At 67.9% G+C, this 13,773-nt stretch carries 18 protein-coding genes and 1 pseudogene; 9 read left to right on the top strand and 10 right to left on the bottom strand.

Features of this window, described 5'->3' with window-relative positions; genetic code table 11:
- Positions 1-79 precede the first annotated feature (79 nt).
- The 3 genes from ACIBHY_RS52625 to ACIBHY_RS52615 form a co-directional block, all read right to left on the bottom strand.
- Entirely contained in the window at positions 80-520 is a 441-nt protein-coding gene (locus ACIBHY_RS52625) for a hypothetical protein (protein ID WP_397243869.1), read from the bottom strand.
- 72 nt (positions 521-592) lie between these two features.
- A complete protein-coding gene (locus ACIBHY_RS52620; RefSeq protein ID WP_397310797.1) occupies positions 593-1,198 on the bottom strand; it encodes a hypothetical protein in 606 nt (201 codons plus the stop codon).
- A 55-nt stretch (positions 1,199-1,253) separates the two neighbouring features.
- A complete protein-coding gene (locus ACIBHY_RS52615) occupies positions 1,254-2,807 on the bottom strand; it encodes a hypothetical protein (RefSeq protein ID WP_397310796.1) in 1,554 nt (517 codons plus the stop codon).
- A 227-nt stretch (positions 2,808-3,034) separates the two neighbouring features.
- On the opposite strand from ACIBHY_RS52615, the gene ACIBHY_RS52610 reads away from it, so the two are divergent.
- Positions 3,035-3,226: a peptidoglycan-binding protein gene (locus tag ACIBHY_RS52610; RefSeq protein ID WP_397310795.1), complete on the top strand. Its 192-nt coding sequence runs from the start codon at positions 3,035-3,037 to the stop codon at positions 3,224-3,226.
- On the opposite strand, the gene ACIBHY_RS52605 is transcribed toward ACIBHY_RS52610, so the two are convergent.
- Complete coding sequence (locus tag ACIBHY_RS52605) at positions 3,160-3,486, bottom strand: DUF4190 domain-containing protein (protein WP_397243875.1); 327 nt, start codon at positions 3,484-3,486, stop codon at positions 3,160-3,162. The genes ACIBHY_RS52610 and ACIBHY_RS52605 overlap by 67 nt on opposite strands.
- Positions 3,487-3,773: 287 nt before the next feature.
- Between ACIBHY_RS52605 and ACIBHY_RS52600 the strand changes: the two genes are divergently transcribed.
- Genes ACIBHY_RS52600 through ACIBHY_RS52590 form a run of 3 tightly spaced genes read left to right on the top strand, consistent with a single transcriptional unit; the run spans position 3,774 to position 5,047 of the window.
- A complete protein-coding gene (locus ACIBHY_RS52600) occupies positions 3,774-4,082 on the top strand; it encodes a transposase (RefSeq protein ID WP_397310794.1) in 309 nt (102 codons plus the stop codon).
- Positions 4,083-4,094: 12 nt separating this feature from the next.
- Positions 4,095-4,622, top strand: coding sequence for a transposase (locus ACIBHY_RS52595; protein WP_397310812.1), 528 nt, complete (start codon positions 4,095-4,097; stop codon positions 4,620-4,622).
- Positions 4,619-5,047 carry a hypothetical protein gene (locus tag ACIBHY_RS52590; protein WP_397310793.1) on the top strand — a complete coding sequence of 143 codons (429 nt, stop codon included), beginning with the start codon at positions 4,619-4,621 and terminating at the stop codon, positions 5,045-5,047. The genes ACIBHY_RS52595 and ACIBHY_RS52590 overlap by 4 nt, the downstream gene beginning before the upstream one ends.
- A 536-nt stretch (positions 5,048-5,583) precedes the next feature.
- Here the strand turns inward: ACIBHY_RS52590 and ACIBHY_RS52585 are convergent.
- Entirely contained in the window at positions 5,584-6,015 is a 432-nt protein-coding gene (locus ACIBHY_RS52585) for an MmcQ/YjbR family DNA-binding protein (RefSeq protein WP_397310792.1), read from the bottom strand.
- A 270-nt stretch (positions 6,016-6,285) separates the two neighbouring features.
- Between ACIBHY_RS52585 and ACIBHY_RS52580 the strand changes: the two genes are divergently transcribed.
- On the top strand, positions 6,286-7,005 hold the full coding sequence (locus tag ACIBHY_RS52580; RefSeq protein ID WP_397310791.1) for a DinB family protein: 720 nt from the start codon (positions 6,286-6,288) through the stop codon (positions 7,003-7,005).
- A 386-nt stretch (positions 7,006-7,391) separates the two neighbouring features.
- Here the strand turns inward: ACIBHY_RS52580 and ACIBHY_RS52575 are convergent, their stop codons facing one another.
- Positions 7,392-7,583: a hypothetical protein gene (locus tag ACIBHY_RS52575; RefSeq protein WP_397310790.1), complete on the bottom strand. Its 192-nt coding sequence runs from the start codon at positions 7,581-7,583 to the stop codon at positions 7,392-7,394.
- Between the two features lie 511 nt (positions 7,584-8,094).
- On the opposite strand from ACIBHY_RS52575, the pseudogene ACIBHY_RS52570 reads away from it, so the two are divergent.
- Positions 8,095-8,382: pseudogene (locus ACIBHY_RS52570) on the top strand (integrase core domain-containing protein); the annotation flags it as partial.
- Here the strand turns inward: ACIBHY_RS52570 and ACIBHY_RS52565 are convergent.
- Positions 8,379-9,035, bottom strand: a complete 657-nt coding sequence (locus ACIBHY_RS52565) for a TetR/AcrR family transcriptional regulator (protein ID WP_397310789.1) — start codon at positions 9,033-9,035, stop codon at positions 8,379-8,381. The pseudogene ACIBHY_RS52570 and the gene ACIBHY_RS52565 sit on opposite strands and share 4 nt — an antisense overlap.
- 105 nt (positions 9,036-9,140) lie before the next feature.
- Here ACIBHY_RS52565 and ACIBHY_RS52560 point away from each other — a divergent pair, with 105 nt between their 5' ends.
- Entirely contained in the window at positions 9,141-9,881 is a 741-nt protein-coding gene (locus ACIBHY_RS52560; protein WP_397310788.1) for a lysostaphin resistance A-like protein, read from the top strand.
- Positions 9,882-10,079: 198 nt separating this feature from the next.
- Here the strand turns inward: ACIBHY_RS52560 and ACIBHY_RS52555 are convergent, their stop codons facing one another.
- The gene (locus ACIBHY_RS52555; protein WP_397243891.1) at positions 10,080-10,268 is read right to left on the bottom strand and encodes a hypothetical protein; all 189 of its coding nucleotides are present in this window, start codon (positions 10,266-10,268) and stop codon (positions 10,080-10,082) included.
- A gap of 450 nt (positions 10,269-10,718) precedes the next feature.
- Here ACIBHY_RS52555 and ACIBHY_RS52550 point away from each other — a divergent pair, with 450 nt between their 5' ends.
- A complete protein-coding gene (locus ACIBHY_RS52550; RefSeq protein ID WP_397102745.1) occupies positions 10,719-10,904 on the top strand; it encodes a DUF4236 domain-containing protein in 186 nt (61 codons plus the stop codon).
- Between the two features lie 116 nt (positions 10,905-11,020).
- On the opposite strand, the gene ACIBHY_RS52545 is transcribed toward ACIBHY_RS52550, so the two are convergent.
- Positions 11,021-11,449 carry a MarR family winged helix-turn-helix transcriptional regulator gene (locus ACIBHY_RS52545; protein WP_397310787.1) on the bottom strand — a complete coding sequence of 143 codons (429 nt, stop codon included), beginning with the start codon at positions 11,447-11,449 and terminating at the stop codon, positions 11,021-11,023.
- Between the two features lie 83 nt (positions 11,450-11,532).
- Here ACIBHY_RS52545 and ACIBHY_RS52540 point away from each other — a divergent pair, with 83 nt between their 5' ends.
- Positions 11,533-12,270: an SDR family oxidoreductase gene (locus ACIBHY_RS52540; RefSeq protein ID WP_397310786.1), complete on the top strand. Its 738-nt coding sequence runs from the start codon at positions 11,533-11,535 to the stop codon at positions 12,268-12,270.
- A 324-nt stretch (positions 12,271-12,594) separates the two neighbouring features.
- On the opposite strand, the gene ACIBHY_RS52535 is transcribed toward ACIBHY_RS52540, so the two are convergent.
- Positions 12,595-13,765 (bottom strand): IS3 family transposase gene (locus tag ACIBHY_RS52535; RefSeq protein ID WP_397310785.1). Its coding sequence is split into 2 segments (ribosomal slippage): positions 12,595-13,507 and positions 13,506-13,765, totalling 1,173 coding nucleotides; the frame shifts between segments, so codons are not numbered across the junction.
- Positions 13,766-13,773: the final 8 nt, after the last annotated feature.

The following is a 13,773-nucleotide window of genomic DNA, read 5'->3' as shown; positions in this document are numbered from 1 at the left end:
ACCGAGATGCTCAGATCGTCGGCGTAGATCTGCAACGAAGCCCGGACACGGGGCCGATCAGGGTTGTTGAACGGCACGTCTACTCGTCCTTCCCACGGGTGAGTGAGTCGACAAATGCCTCGGCTTCGGTGGGGCTGAACTGTTTCTGATCGCGGATCAGGAAGACGGCTGCCTTTCGCTGTCCCTCGGCCAGGAGTTCGGTGACCGGCCCTGTTAGATCCTCCGGCCACCGGCCCGGGAAGTCCGGCAGGAGTTCGCCTCGGCGCAGGGCGCGGGCTGCGGCCAGAGCGTCCGGTCCGGAGACCTGCGCTTCCTTCTTGAGCACTTTGACCGCATCGTCGAACTGCCCGGCTTCGATGAGGTCGTGGGCCTTGGCCTGAATCTCCACTGGGGTGAACAACGGCATCGGGATGTAGATCCGCACCCTGTTGCGCCGGTGGCGCCAGGCCCGCAACCCCAGGACAATGAGCCCGATCAGGGCCAGGACTAAGATCGACTTCACAGGGTCGAGATCGAACATGCCTGGATTGTAGTGATCAGGCATCGTCCTTATCTTGCCCGAAGATCGCTGATACGGGATCAGAGGCACCCCTCAGGATTCAGATGCGTCGAGAGTGATCTGGTCGGCGAGTTGGGCTTCCAGTCCGGCGATCCGGTTGTCCAGGAACCGGCTGTTGTCACGGGCTGCGGTCAGGCGCTCCTGCAGGCGGTGGGTCTGTTGGGTAAGTTGGCGGACCTGCTGTTTGAGCGAGGTGCTGTCGGTGACGAGTCGCTGCACGCCGTCCTCTGGCAGGTCGTTCTCCAGATCGCGGATCTTGCCGAGAAGCCCGCCGATGGCGGTGCGCTGCAGAGCGATCTCGCAGTGGGCGTACTTGAGCGCGGCCTCGGCGTTGAGCGCCCGTTCCCGCCAGGATGCCTCGATGTGAGCCGCCTGTTCGGCCTGGTCGAGCTTGCGGTGCCCGCCGGCGTCGGCGGCTGCTTGGGCAATCAGCGCGCGAGCTTCGGTGTTCTGGTAGAGGGAGGTCCGGGAGACGTCGGCGCGGCGTGCGACGGCGACGGCGGCGACGGCGACGCGGGCGCGTTCGCGTCGTATCTGCTTCAGCGCCCCGCGTACTCGCTCCAGCATGGCCTCGCTGGTGTTGCGGCGGGATTGGATCGCTGCCGCCGTCCGGCGCGCCGGCTCCGCGGTGGTCGTCATGCCAGACGCTCTGCACTCGTCAGCTCGGGCAGGACGTCGTCGTCGGCACGGTCGGCTAGGTCTGTGGCGCGGAAGTTCGTGCTCCAGATGGGTGGAACTGGTCGTGCTGTTCGGCGTTCATCCGGTGCCAGATGACTGCTTGGGTGAGCCGGTGGATGCTCACGTTCTCTTGGTCGTCGGCGGCGTGGTCGCCGCTCGTGGCGGTCGGGTCGGTGGGGTGGGTGGTCAGGGTGATGAGACTGTAGGAGGCAAGTAGGGCCAGGGCTTCGTTGACTGCCTGCTCGTCGTCGGCGGCACCGGCCAAGACGGTGGCGGGCAGGTGGTCGGGTGCGTAGCAGGCCAGCAATTGCAGCAGGTGTTCGGCCAGTGGGTTCTGTTCGACGACGCGGGCGCGGCTGACCTCCCATGCCTTGGCGACCACGCGTTCGGCGTCTCCGCCGGCCGCGGCGGTGGCGAGCATGCGCTCGGGCACCTGACGCAGCAGGCGCAGGTAGCCGGCCGGCGTGCAGCGCGGGGTTCGGGCGACGTAGGCGCCGGTCTGGGTCAGCGCCAAAGGAAGGTCGCCGAGTTCGTCCAGGACGGCGGCGTTGGCGGCGTGCGGTGGGCCGATCAGATCGCCCAGCAACCGGATCGAGGCCGGGCGGGGCAGGGTGTGCAGGCGCAATGGGGTGACGCTCAGGTGCTGCCAGCCGACGTCGCGCCGGGTCGTGATCAGCACTTGCCCGATGGTCAACCGGGCCAGGTACGGCTCCAGGTGGGTGGGCTCTTCGACGTTGTCGAAGACCAGCAGCCAGCCGGTACGGCCGGCCAGCCAGGTGATCGCCCAGGCGACGGCCTCCTCCGGCGAGGCCTGCCCCGCGGCGACCGAATCGGTCCCGGCCACCAGCGCACGCGCCAGCCCGGCCAGGCCGACCTTGATCTGGGCGGGGCTGTCGGCGTCGATCCACCACACCAGGTCGTAGTCCAGGCGGCGGGCGAAGGCGTACTGCAGCGCCAGTTCGCTCTTGCCGATCCCGCCCAGCCCGACCACGGCCTGGCTGATCACCCCCGCACCGGTGCCTGATTCCAGCGTGATCGCCAGTTCCTGCCACGCCTCCTGGCGTCCGACGAACCACGCTGCCCGACGGCGCGGCAGCCCCAGCAACCCCGACGGATCGGCCACCGAGGACGGCGGTGGCAGCGGCGGGCGGCGCGCCTCTTGTAGGTCTCCGGTGATCAACGTCTGGACGTCGCCGCTGATGGCCGGAGCGCGTTCACCCGTGCTGACCGGCCCGCGCAGCGCGCCGGCCACCAGCCCGCCGGACATCGTGCCGACGGCGGGCGCGTTCTCACCGCTGGTGGAGACCGACGGCACCCCAGGCTCGCCCGCGGCCGCCGATCGCCGCTGCAGCCACCAGCCGATCGAGCCGAAGACCAGGGCTGCCTGCATGCTGATCACGCTGGCTCGCTGGGCGAGCGCCTCCAGCGTCCTTTCGGGCAGATCCAGCGGATCGGCCAGGAAGAACCACAGCACACCGACGACCACGAGCACCAGGGTCAGCACCAGCAGTACTCGTCCGGCCAGCCGCCCACGACGGGCGGGGTCGGCGGGAGGAGGAGACGTCGCCACGCTTTTACGATGACGCTTGCGTCCCGTCTTGCCCCGGGCTGTGGCGAACCCGTTACCAGCCGCACGCCACCCTGTCCCCGGCTGTGATCATTCAGCCGGGGGTTCCTGACCGGAGTCGGCGGTATCAACCCGCGCCTCGCTCTGCTGGGCCGCCTACCCGACGGGCTGCTGTCAGCGGCCGCCGTGGGGGGTGAAGAAGCGCCTGCGCGAGCTGGGCTACTCCCTACGTGTCGGTGTCGTCGGCGAAGTGGGGCTCGAAGGTCAAGCTTGCCCTCATGGACTTCCAGGCCCGCAACGGCCTAGACATCGACGGCGAGTACGGCTCGCAGTCGAACAAGAAGTTTGAGCTCGCTCACCGGCCGAAGAGCCCGTCGATCAGGCCGTTGACCGCGGCGGACGTAGTACCGGGTTTGAGGTAGGCGAGCACGACGAACGCCGACACCAGCACTGCGGGAACGACCACCACGTACCCGAGGATGAGCCCGGCCACCGCCATCCCGTGCCCGCCCCGCAGACCACGTTTGGTCTGACGCGCGGCCACGTGCCCCATGACGATGGCCACGATCGACGGGATCCCGAACAGACACCAGCTCACCACCAGCCCGACGATCCCGCAGACGAGGCTCCCGACCGCCGTTCCCGACGTCGTGGGCGGTGACTGACCTGGTGTGTGCGTCATCTCGTCTCCCTTCGGGCGGGCCCCTGACGTCACCATGCACGACCGGCCCTTGGCGATCAAGAGGCTCTTCAGGCTCCCGCGTGGCTGAACAAAGCCTGCGGCAAAGTGCGCGAGGTTGCCGGCTACGACCCCACCCTGCGGTTGGAAGACGTCACGACCGATCGTGGTGGTCAGCCTCAGGCCTGAGAGGGCGGTTCGTGAGCCGATAGTCCTGATATCACAGTGTGATCGAGTGAATCTGTAGCGTTATGCCTGGCTGGTGGGCGTGGATGTGCTGGGGTAGCCAGGTGAATGAGCGCAAGCCGTACGCGAGCGACTTATCGGATGAACGCTGGTCCCTGATCGAGCCGGTGATCACAGCGTGGAAGGCCGCGCACCCCTCGGTCAGCGGTCACCAGGGCAAGTACGAAATGCGCGAGATCGTCAACGCGATCCTGTACCAGAGCCGGACCGGCTGCCAATGGAACCTGCTGCCCCATGACCTGCCTCCACGCAGCGCGGTCATGTACTGCTACACCGCTTGGCGCAGGGACGGCACCGACAAGGCCATTCACGACCTGCTGCGCTTTCAGGTGCGGGAGAACAAGGGCCGATGAGCCGACCCGAGCCTGATCGTGCTCGACACCCAGAGCGTGCGCGCCGCGAGCGGGGTCCCGGCCCCCACGACCGGCAGGAACGCGGCCAAGAAGGTGTCGGGACGCAAGCGTGGCCTGGCCACCAACGTGCTGGGGCTGGTCATCGCGGTGGTCGTCGCGGCCGCCTCGATCCACGACAACGCCATCGGCAACGCGCTGCTGGACCGCGTCGCCACCGCCACGGCGCCCGGCGGCGTCCAGACCGCCCTGGTCGATCAGGGCTTCAAGAACAGCGTGGTCGCCCACGGCGCCACCCACGGCATCGACGTGAAGATCGTCGAGCGTAACCCCGCCGAGGCCGGGTTCATCCCCCAGCCCAAAAGGTGGGTGGTGGAGCAGACCTACGGCACGATGTCCCTGCACCGCCGCCTGGTGCGTGACTACGAACACGAACCGGCCAGCTCCGAATCGCGGGTGTACTGGGCGATGACCGACGTGATGACTCGCCGGCTGACCGGCACCTCCATCCCCACCTGGCGCTTCCCGCGGGAGGCCATGTGAGCGCCCCGGATCCCGGCACCTGGCTGCTGGACCGCATCGACACCCACGAGAAGGCGCTGACCAGCCAGATTGAGCAGACCCAGGCCCGGATCGAGGAGCTGACCGGCCGCCTGCGGGAACTCGGCCAGGACCTTGATCATCTGCGGATCACCCGCAAGACCCTGCTCGTCCTGGCCGCCGAGCCCGCTCTGGCGCCCCCACCGCCACCCGCTCCCACGGTCCCTGACCACCCCGCCTACCGGCAGATTCTCGCCATCCTGGCGGACACCGGCCAGCCGACACGAGCGCGGGACCTGTGTGCCGCTCTGGACCTTCCCCTGGCGCGCAAGAACATCGAGAACACTCGCGCCAAGCTGAAACGCCTGGTCGGCCTGGGCATCCTCGAAGAGACCGAGCCGGGTTCGTTCGCCCAACCGCGTCCATAGCCCGGCCACGGATCCCCACGACCAGCTCTCCTCACGCAACACAAGCGATCAAAGGAACATCAACTCTCGAACCGCCCTCTAAGATGATCAAACGCCAGATGTTCGGCCGAGCGGGCTTCGCCCTCCTCCGCAAACGCGTGCTCCTCACTCCATAGTGATCGTTACGCGCCGTCACCACTTCACGGAGTTTGATCCAGATCCTGACTAGCAACAGCGTTTGCGGGTCAATTTGGACAGCGCTGAGGGCCGATGCTGTCGAGAAATGTCGGTGAGAAGTAGCAGCGCTGAGGGCCAGGTCTGCCTGTGTCGGCTCCATGACGGGGCTCGGTGCTGGGTGCAGAAGTCCAGCAACTGATGTCGACCCGTCGGTGTGGATCGCATAGTCGCCGCTGCCTACGCAGGCGCGCCCGTGTTGACACCCTGATCCACCGACTTCGCGGTAGCGCGGAAAGAGTTGTGCGTCTTGCCGTACCCAGCACGCATTCGAGGAAGTACGTCGACACGTCCCTCACAACGAGCCCGCTGACGCCTGTGGTTCAGCCCGATCCGCCGGCTGCGGGACCTGGCCGGGGAACCTGTGCCGCCAGCTTCTTCGGCGCCCGCAGGCAGTAGCTCTCGATGAGCAGCTCGGCGATCTCGTCCCAGTCCGCGTCCGGTTCGATCACCATGCCCACGACCTGCGGGTGCCACCTCGGTTTGTAGAACGGGTGGCCGGTGCCGACGAGCGCGGCGAGCTCGGCACCGGCGGAGCGGAAGGTCAGGACGGTGGCATCCCCGACGAACGGCGCGTCGCGGGTGTAGGCGGGCGGGTACTCGTCGCTGATGCCGAGGACGTGGGCGAAGGTCTTCTTGCGGACCAGCCAGCGGGTGCCGACCCAGGCCTGTTCCTCGTAGACGCCGGGGAGTGCGAGGCACAGCGCGCGGAGGCGGTCGAGGACGTCGTCCGGCACGTCGGGGCTGTCCGGCATCGGCGTCTCCCAAAATTGTCGGTGCTCTCGTGCATGATGCCCGCCAAGAGCCTGAACCACGTCGACATCGGCACCGGAACCCCTGTCCTAACCATTGGTCGGGCGCGGGTGGTTTCGTTCGTGAGAAGTGATCGCATTTGTTCGTGAGTTCTGACCGCACTTGAGGGCTGGAACCATGATCAATGTACGGGAGAGCCGACCGCACCATGGGATGGAGGTCGCGGGGTCAGGGAGGCCAGTTTGTCAGTACTCGGCCCTAGCATGCGGAGCATGAAACGATATGTCGACGAGGACCTGCACGGTGCAGAGTTCCGCGAGTGCGATCTGACCGGGGCACGCCTGATCGGCGTCGTCATGCAGGACGCCGTGATCGACGGGCTTATCACCAACCTCGTGGTGAACGGGGTCGAGGTCACCGAGTACGTCGAGGCAGAGCTTGACCAGCGTAATCCGGTGCGGCTGCTGATCCGCTCCGAGGACCCTGCCGAGCTGCGCGAGGCAGCGCGTCAGCTCCATGCCGGCTGGGCCGCCACGATCGAGCGAATCCGTCGTACGCCCGGCATCGAGCGCCGCAGCGTGAACGACGAGTGGTCGGCCGTGCAGACGATGCGCCACCTGGTCTTCGTCCACGACTCGTGGTTCCGCCGCTGCTGCCTGGGCTCGACGGAGCTGTTCACGCCCATGGGCATCGGGACGACCGTCGAGCCCTACCGTGGAGCGCACGGGCTTGACCTCTCGCTCGATCCGTCCCTAGACGAGATCGTGAGCGTGCGTGACGCACAGGCCGCCGAGCTCGAGGCCTGGCTCAACAAGGTCACCGCTGAGCAGCTCGCCGGGCGAGCGCCGGTGCCCGACGACGATGTCTGGCCGCCGTACGCCCGGGGCCGCTCGGTGCGGCAGTGCCTCGGCACGGTGCTCAACGAGACCTTCGAGCACCACCGCTTCTGCGTCCGCGACCTCGACCTGATCGAGGCACAGGACGCTGAGTAGGACCGGCTACGGACTCACGCGGCACTTCTCGAGCATCCGGCGAGCTTGAGCGATCCCGTGCCCGGGCGGCTTTGTCGAATAGCAGGCCGCCGAGTGGGACCATGCGTTCCAGGACGCGGATGGCGTTGACGACCGGCGTGCCACCCATGGGACGTCCCGGTCTGCTCCGGCGGAGTCATGGTTTCCTTGCTCGTCGGTGGCGGTCTTGAACGTCTTGCCGCGGTGCGACGCCTACTACCGGGCAGCGTGAACGCCCTCGAGCGGGAGTCGCCGACCACCGCGGTGGCCGCCGCGGACGGCGTGCTCACCGAGGCCCGCTGACCGACGCCCTCGCCGCGCTGGCTGAGTGTTTCGCCCGCAGCACCGACCAGGTCGAGCGGGTCGCGCTACGCCGCCCCGTCACCCTGACCACGCAGGCCGCCGAGCGCGAGGCCCGCCAAGCCCAGCGCACTGCCGAGAAACGCGAGGACCACGCCCGCACGGACGCCGAACTCATCCAGCGCGAGGCTGAGGCCCGCATCTTGGCCGCCGAACGCCGCCAGGCCGCCGAGCAGATCCGCAACCAGCAAGCCGGGCAACTGCGCACCCTGCGCCCGGCTCGACCAGCGGTGGGTGATGGGCTGGGCTCGCCCGTTGACGTAGGCGTCGCGACCGTCGCGATCGCGACGCTCGGCCCGACCGGGACGCCCTCAGCGGCGCCGTCGACATCACCCACCGCGGCGTCGACGCCTCCCCGACCGCTCTGCCGACCCCGCAGGAACTCACCCCGCAACCCACCGCCGCGCCGACCGGAACGTCAGGCCCGCCCCCGCAGCCGACGAACACGACAGCACCCGAACCCACCGGAACCCCGTCAGGCGGCGCCTGGAGCGCTCCACCCGAGAGCGCCGGATCCCACCAGCCTCTGGCCGCGGCAGGAGCGCCGCTACAACCGGCGGCGGGCTGGTGGTACGAGCCGGCGGCCGCCCTGTAGACAGCCTGCTCCCGTCCCGCACGGGGAAGCGCGGCCCCATAGCCCGAGGTGGGAGCAGGCGCAGACTCGACAGGGCCGCCGAGGCCTTGCGGCTCTACGGCTTGTGGGACGGGGCCAACGGCTCCTGCTACCGCTCCCACCAGTGGCGCCAGACCCTGGCCGACAGCGGCATCACACACAAACGCACCCGCCCCTACCGGCCCCAGACCAACGGCAAAGTCGAACGCTACAACCGCACCCTGCTGGAGGAATGGGCCTACGCCCGCCCCTACCGGTCAGAGACCGAACGCCGTCAGGCACTCGATCCCTGGCTCCACACCTACAATCACCACCGCGGACACACCGCACTCAACGGCCAACCACCCGCCAGCCGCGTGCCTAACCTCTCAGGACAGAACAACTAGCGCAGTTGGGCCGCTGGTGACCCGGCCCCGGGCGGGCGGGGCTCGGACGGTTCGGCCAGGGCGCGGTGCCACAGGTCGATCACGGCGTGCAGGTGGTCGGTGGTGTCGCCGTCGGCCGGCCGGTCGAGCAGGGCGCCGTGAAGGTGCGCCTCGATGCCCTGCACGGCCAGGAGCGCGCTCACCTGCGGATCGGGGCCACCGGCTCCGAGCCGGCGCAGCTGCCCGGCCAGAGCGTGGGCGATCTGTTGCTCGGCTTGGCGGAAGCGGATGACCAGGTCGGAGGTTCGGGGCGTCTGATCGAACAGCAGCCGGTGCAGGCCGGGCCGGTCGGTGTGCAGCGCGGCCACGCACCGCACCAGGTCGGCCAGCAAAGCGTGCAAGGTCGGGCGTTGCTTCGCGCCGCGAGCGAAGACCAGCGCCACCTGCTCTGCGGCGTCGGTCAGATGATGATCGGCCAGCGCCACCAGCAGCGCATCCTTGTTCGGGAAGTACTGGTAGAGCGACCCGATGGACACTCCGGCGCGTTCAGCGATCTTGTTGGTGGTCGTGTCGGCGTAGCCGTACCGCTGGAAAAGCTGAGCGGCAGCCTCCAGGATCGCCGCCACCGTCTCGCGAGAGCGCTGCTGGCGCGGCTGTTTACGAGGTGTGAGCACAGGCCTCCAATGCGAGTAGCCAAAACTGAGAATAGCTCACATTATTGAACGGAAGGTGCCCCCTACGGCGGCCCGCATTCCCCCTCGTGAACGGAGATTTCTCCTGTGCTGCCCGACCTCCTGCCCTATAGCGTCCGGATCCTGCCCGGCCTGCTGCTCATCGGCGGCTGCTTCACCTTGGCGCGCGGCGAGCGCGACCCGCTGCTGCGCATCGTGCTGCTCATCTTCGGATTCGTCTTGATCAGGGATGCCATGACCCCGATCGGGTTCTGGCGGCTGGGTACCACCGGCGTGGCGCCGTGGCTGCGCCTCACCGACCACGCGGGCGTCCTGCTGGTGTTCGGCGTGAGCACGCTGGGACTGACCGCGCTCATTCTGCGCCTGGATCGCGGCCTTCGAGCGATGGTGAGTTGGGGCCGATTCAACACGGCAACGGTGGGGATGGGCCTGGGCGGTGGCGCGCTGGCCGCCGCCCCGGTCCTCCTGCTGTCCCAGCTGGCCCCGCTGTCCGGGCGCGGCGGCGCGGTCGCGCTCAGCCTGCTGCCGGCGCTGCTGTTCTTCTGCTTGGCCGGCAACCTGGCAGAAGAGGTGCTGTTTCGCGGCTTCCTGCAGGGCCGCCTGGAGACACACAGCAGTCCCCGACGGGCGGCGGTGCTGTCGGCGCTGCTGTTCGCCGCCTGCCACGCCTTCCTGGCCTCCACCGTTACCGACGTCGGCTGGCCACTGCTGGCCTTCACCCTGTACGAAGGGCTGATCTGCGCCTACCTGCGGATGCGTAGCGGCGTCATCGCCGCCGCGCTCGCCCATGGGATCGCCATCTTCCTGTTGGCCGGCGCGCTCGTTTGAGCTTGTCGTTCAATCCCTTTCTGCGGCGCCCCAGTAAATGGACAGCTTCCAGGCATCATCAGCCCTGCTGGTGATCTTCCGGAGTTCGCGGGTGGTCCCAGGTGAGAGGGCCTGCATCGCGATGTCGAGATGGGTGCGTCCTTCCACCGGGTTGCCGCAGCAGATCCAGTGAGGGTTGCCGAATTCGTGAAGCCACCATCAGCGTCGGTGCTCACGCAGCTGCTGCAGTTCGCTGTCCCCAGCGGAGGCAGCAGCGTCGAACACGTGCGTGCGCAGCCGGTGCGCCTGGGCGCCGACCTCTGCCGCGAACACCGGCTCGCCAGCCATCCGGGCGTAGACGCGGGCGCCGTAGCGGTCGTAGAGGGTCTGGACAGCGAACCACTGCACGGCCGGATGCTGGATCAGCATCTCGTTCAGCAGCGCCTTCGCGCTGATCGGCCTCGGCCACCCGATGCTCGGTCCGCTGCTGGACGCGGGCAGCCCGCATGCTCATCCTCCCATCGAGCGGCCTCCATCGAACCTTCTCCAGGAGCTCGGAGTAGGTGACAGCCTGGGCTGTCAGCTGGTCAGAGTGGTGCGCCGCGCCGTCAAAGCAGGCCGTCCGGGAGGGCACCCCGTAGGGGCAGCGGAACGCATGTGGAGCTAGAGGTGCCGGTGCTCACGCGGCCCGCGGTTGACCCTGACCCCCTTCCCGCAGCTTGGCGCTTGTTGAACTTGGCGTCTGAGGGAGAGGGATTCGGGGTTGGGCGCTGTGCGTCGCGTGGACGCGGCGGACGCGCGGATATCGCCCTGCTTTGCGGGTAGTTGTCGTCCCTTGACGATTCTGGGAGGAATCCGATGGGTCTGAGTTACCGAAAGTCGATCAAGCTTGGGCCGTTCCGCATCAACCTGTCCCGCCGCGGAGTCGGTCACAGTTACGGCAATCGCCTGTTCCGCGTCACGCGCGGCCCAGACGGGCGCCGGACGGTCTCGGTGAACCTGCCGGGCGGCTTCACCTGGCGCAAAAGCACCAAAAGCCGCTAGTGGCACCTGTGCCCCCTCGGCCGCGATGTGACCGAGGGGGCCCGGACGTTCGGCGTCGCCGCGACCGGCGGCATCGACTGGATCGAGCTGCAGGACAATCTCCATGGTCCGAACACCTAGCCGCGGAGGGCTTCCGCTGTGGTGCGCAGGAGGTCGAGGAGTTGGCTGTGACGGTCGGCCGGCCAGGAGGCGAAGTGCTGCGTGGCCGCCGTGCTCATGGCGTCTCGGAAACGTGTGACAAGTTCGGCGCCCTGGTCGGTGAGGAACACTTTCGTCAGCCGGCGGTCGTCGGGATCGGGTTGCCGTCGCACTAGGTCGCGGCGTTCCAGGCGGTTGACCAGGCCGGTGATGTTGGTCTTGTCGCAGTGCAGCCGACTCGCCAGCTCGCCGTGGGCCAGTTCCTTCGGGTGTACGGCGGTGAGTAGTTGGGCCTGTTGCGGAGTGAGCCCCAGCTCGCGGCTCACGGTGGCCCTGATCCCCTCGACTATGCAACTCAGTTCGAGCAGTGCTTCGGCGAGCTCTGAGTCGGGCGCGGGGAGCGGCATGAGCCAAGACTACTTGACAGTTCATGACGTCGACTATTTAGTATGCACTCTCAACAGTTGATGTAGCATACTAAAGAGGTGTCATGGTACTGAGCACGACCGGTCGAGTAGCGGTGGTCACCGGAAGCTCACGCGGGATCGGGCGGGCGATCGCAATGCGGCTTGCCGCCGACGGGGCGGCTGTCGTCGTCAACTACCACGGCACAGCGGAGTCGGCTAGACATGTGGTCACCGAAATCGAGGCCGGCGGCGGCCGCGCCATCATGATGCAGGCGAACGCCGCCGATTCGGACGAACTGCGTACGCTGCTCGACGCCGCAGAGCATCAGTACGGTGGATTGGACGTGCTGGTACACAACGCCGCCGGATTCGTTCGCGGCCCGCTGACGGCGTCGAACGACGACGACTACGCACGCGTCTTCGCACTGAACACCCACACCACCTTCCTCGCGCTCCGTGAGGCCGGGCGCAGGATGCGAGACGGCGGCCGGATCGTGTACATCTCCTCGGCGGCCACGCGCCTCAGCCCACCCGGTGAGGCCCTCTACGTCGCCAGCAAGGCAGCCGGTGAAAGCCTCGTGCGAACCTTCGCCCGTGAGGTCGGCCCGCGCGGCATCACCGTCAACAGCGTGCTGCCCGGCCCGACGGACACCGACGGCTTCGCCGCAGCCTCCGCGCCCATCGACGCGCTGATCGCCCGGACGCCGCTGGGCCGCCTCGGCCGGCCAGAGGATATCGCCGAGGTCGTCGGGTTCCTGGCCTCCGACGCGGCCCGGTGGATCACGGGCCAGAGCATCACCGTCGACGGAGGGCTCTCCTGACGCCGCATCACCCTGTCGAACTGCCGCCGCAGAGCCGAGATCGGCCCGGCTCGCCCCTCTGGCAGAAGCGACTCGACCAAGGCTCGCTAATGGCCGGCGAGGCAACCATGTGCCCTACCAGGGCATGGACACTATCCCGCAGGAGAATCCGTAGACCCATGATCCGAACTCCGAACACGCTCTATGCCCCTCCCCCACCCCGTCGAAAGGACGCCAGGCCCGCCATGATGGTGAGGGAGCGCGTCCCAGGACACGGCGTATGCCCGCCCCTGGGGGACTTTGAGGGGCCCAGCTCTTTCCGGACAGCCAGGTTGTGGGCGTAGCCTACGCGGCTACCTGGGATGAATCGTGTTCGTTGAGGACCTCCTGGGGCGGACGATAGTCCAGCGCCGAGTGCGGGCGTCGCCGGTTGTAGAACCCTTCGATGTAGCGGATGACCTGCCGTCTCGCCTTGGCCCGGGAGGTGAACACGTAGCGGTTGAGCCACTCGGTCTTCAGGGCGGAGAAGAACGACTCGGCCATCGCGTTGTCGTAGCAGACCCCGGTGCGGCCGACCGAGCGGCGGATCTGCAGGGTGGTGCTGAGCCGGCCGAAGGCGTGGCTGGTGTAGTTGGAGCCGCGGTCGGCGTGAAAGATGGCGCCGGCGGCGATCCGGCCGGTGCCGATGGCCATGCGCAGCGCGTCGGCGACCAGTTCGGTGCGGTAGTGATCGGCCATCGCCCAGCCCAGTACCGTCTTGCTGTGGCAGTCGATGACGGTGGCCAGATACAGCAAGCCCTCCCAGGTGCGGATGTAGGTGACGTCGCCCACCAGCTTGGTGCCGGGCTGCTCAGCGGTGAAGTCACGCCGGACCAGGTCGGGGATGCCGCGAAAGTCGCCCTGCTCGGTCGTGGTCGGGCGGAAGGTGCGCACCTGCACCGGGGTGAGATGGTGGCGGCGCATGAGCGCGCGGACCAGTTCGGGTGAGCAGACCTCGCCTTGGCGGGCCAGGGCGGCGTGGATACGCCGGTGGCCGTAGGTTTCGTGGCTGTCGGTGAAGATCTGCTCGATCAGCGCGGTCAGGTGCTCGCGCCGCTGGGTGGTGGCCGAGGCCGGCCGATCGCGCCACTCGTAGTAGCCCGAGCTTGAGATCTGCAGCCACCGGCACATCGCGGCGATGCGGTGGTTGGCCTTCTCCGCCTCGATCAGCTCGAACTTGGCGAGCGTCATCGAGTCTCGGCCGCGAAGAAGGCGGCCGCTTTTTCAAGAACACCAGCTTCTCGCGCAGTTCGGCGTTCTCCCGCTCCAGCTCGCGCATCCGCGCCCGCTCCGGGCCCGATAGTGTCTGCTTGGGTTTGGGATGGATGGCCTTGTGCATGTCTACCCAACTGCCGAGCGTGGTCGGGTTCATGTCGAACTCCCGGGCCACCGAAGCCACCGTGCGCGGGCCGTCCAGCACCATGCGGACGGCTTCCTCCTTGAACTCCGGCGAGAACTGCCTACGACGCCTCGTCACGTACCTAT

The organism is Nonomuraea sp. NPDC050547, from assembly GCF_044457345.1.
Classification (GTDB): domain Bacteria; phylum Actinomycetota; class Actinomycetes; order Streptosporangiales; family Streptosporangiaceae; genus Nonomuraea.
This window is presented reverse-complemented; position numbering and strand designations above follow the sequence as displayed.

Bases quoted from the DNA above. Each gene is read 5' to 3' on its own strand.
- ACIBHY_RS52540 (WP_397310786.1), top strand. From the start codon at position 11,533: ATGGTACTGAGCACGACCGGTCGAGTAGCGGTGGTCACCGGAAGCTCA.
- ACIBHY_RS52605 (WP_397243875.1), bottom strand. From the start codon at position 3,486: ATGACGCACACACCAGGTCAGTCACCGCCCACGACGTCGGGAACGGCG.
- ACIBHY_RS52545 (WP_397310787.1), bottom strand. From the start codon at position 11,449: ATGCCGCTCCCCGCGCCCGACTCAGAGCTCGCCGAAGCACTGCTCGAA.
- ACIBHY_RS52585 (WP_397310792.1), bottom strand. From the start codon at position 6,015: ATGCCGGACAGCCCCGACGTGCCGGACGACGTCCTCGACCGCCTCCGC.
- ACIBHY_RS52580 (WP_397310791.1), top strand. From the start codon at position 6,286: ATGAAACGATATGTCGACGAGGACCTGCACGGTGCAGAGTTCCGCGAG.
- ACIBHY_RS52550 (WP_397102745.1), top strand. From the start codon at position 10,719: ATGGGTCTGAGTTACCGAAAGTCGATCAAGCTTGGGCCGTTCCGCATC.
- ACIBHY_RS52620 (WP_397310797.1), bottom strand. From the start codon at position 1,198: ATGACGACCACCGCGGAGCCGGCGCGCCGGACGGCGGCAGCGATCCAA.
- ACIBHY_RS52625 (WP_397243869.1), bottom strand. From the start codon at position 520: ATGTTCGATCTCGACCCTGTGAAGTCGATCTTAGTCCTGGCCCTGATC.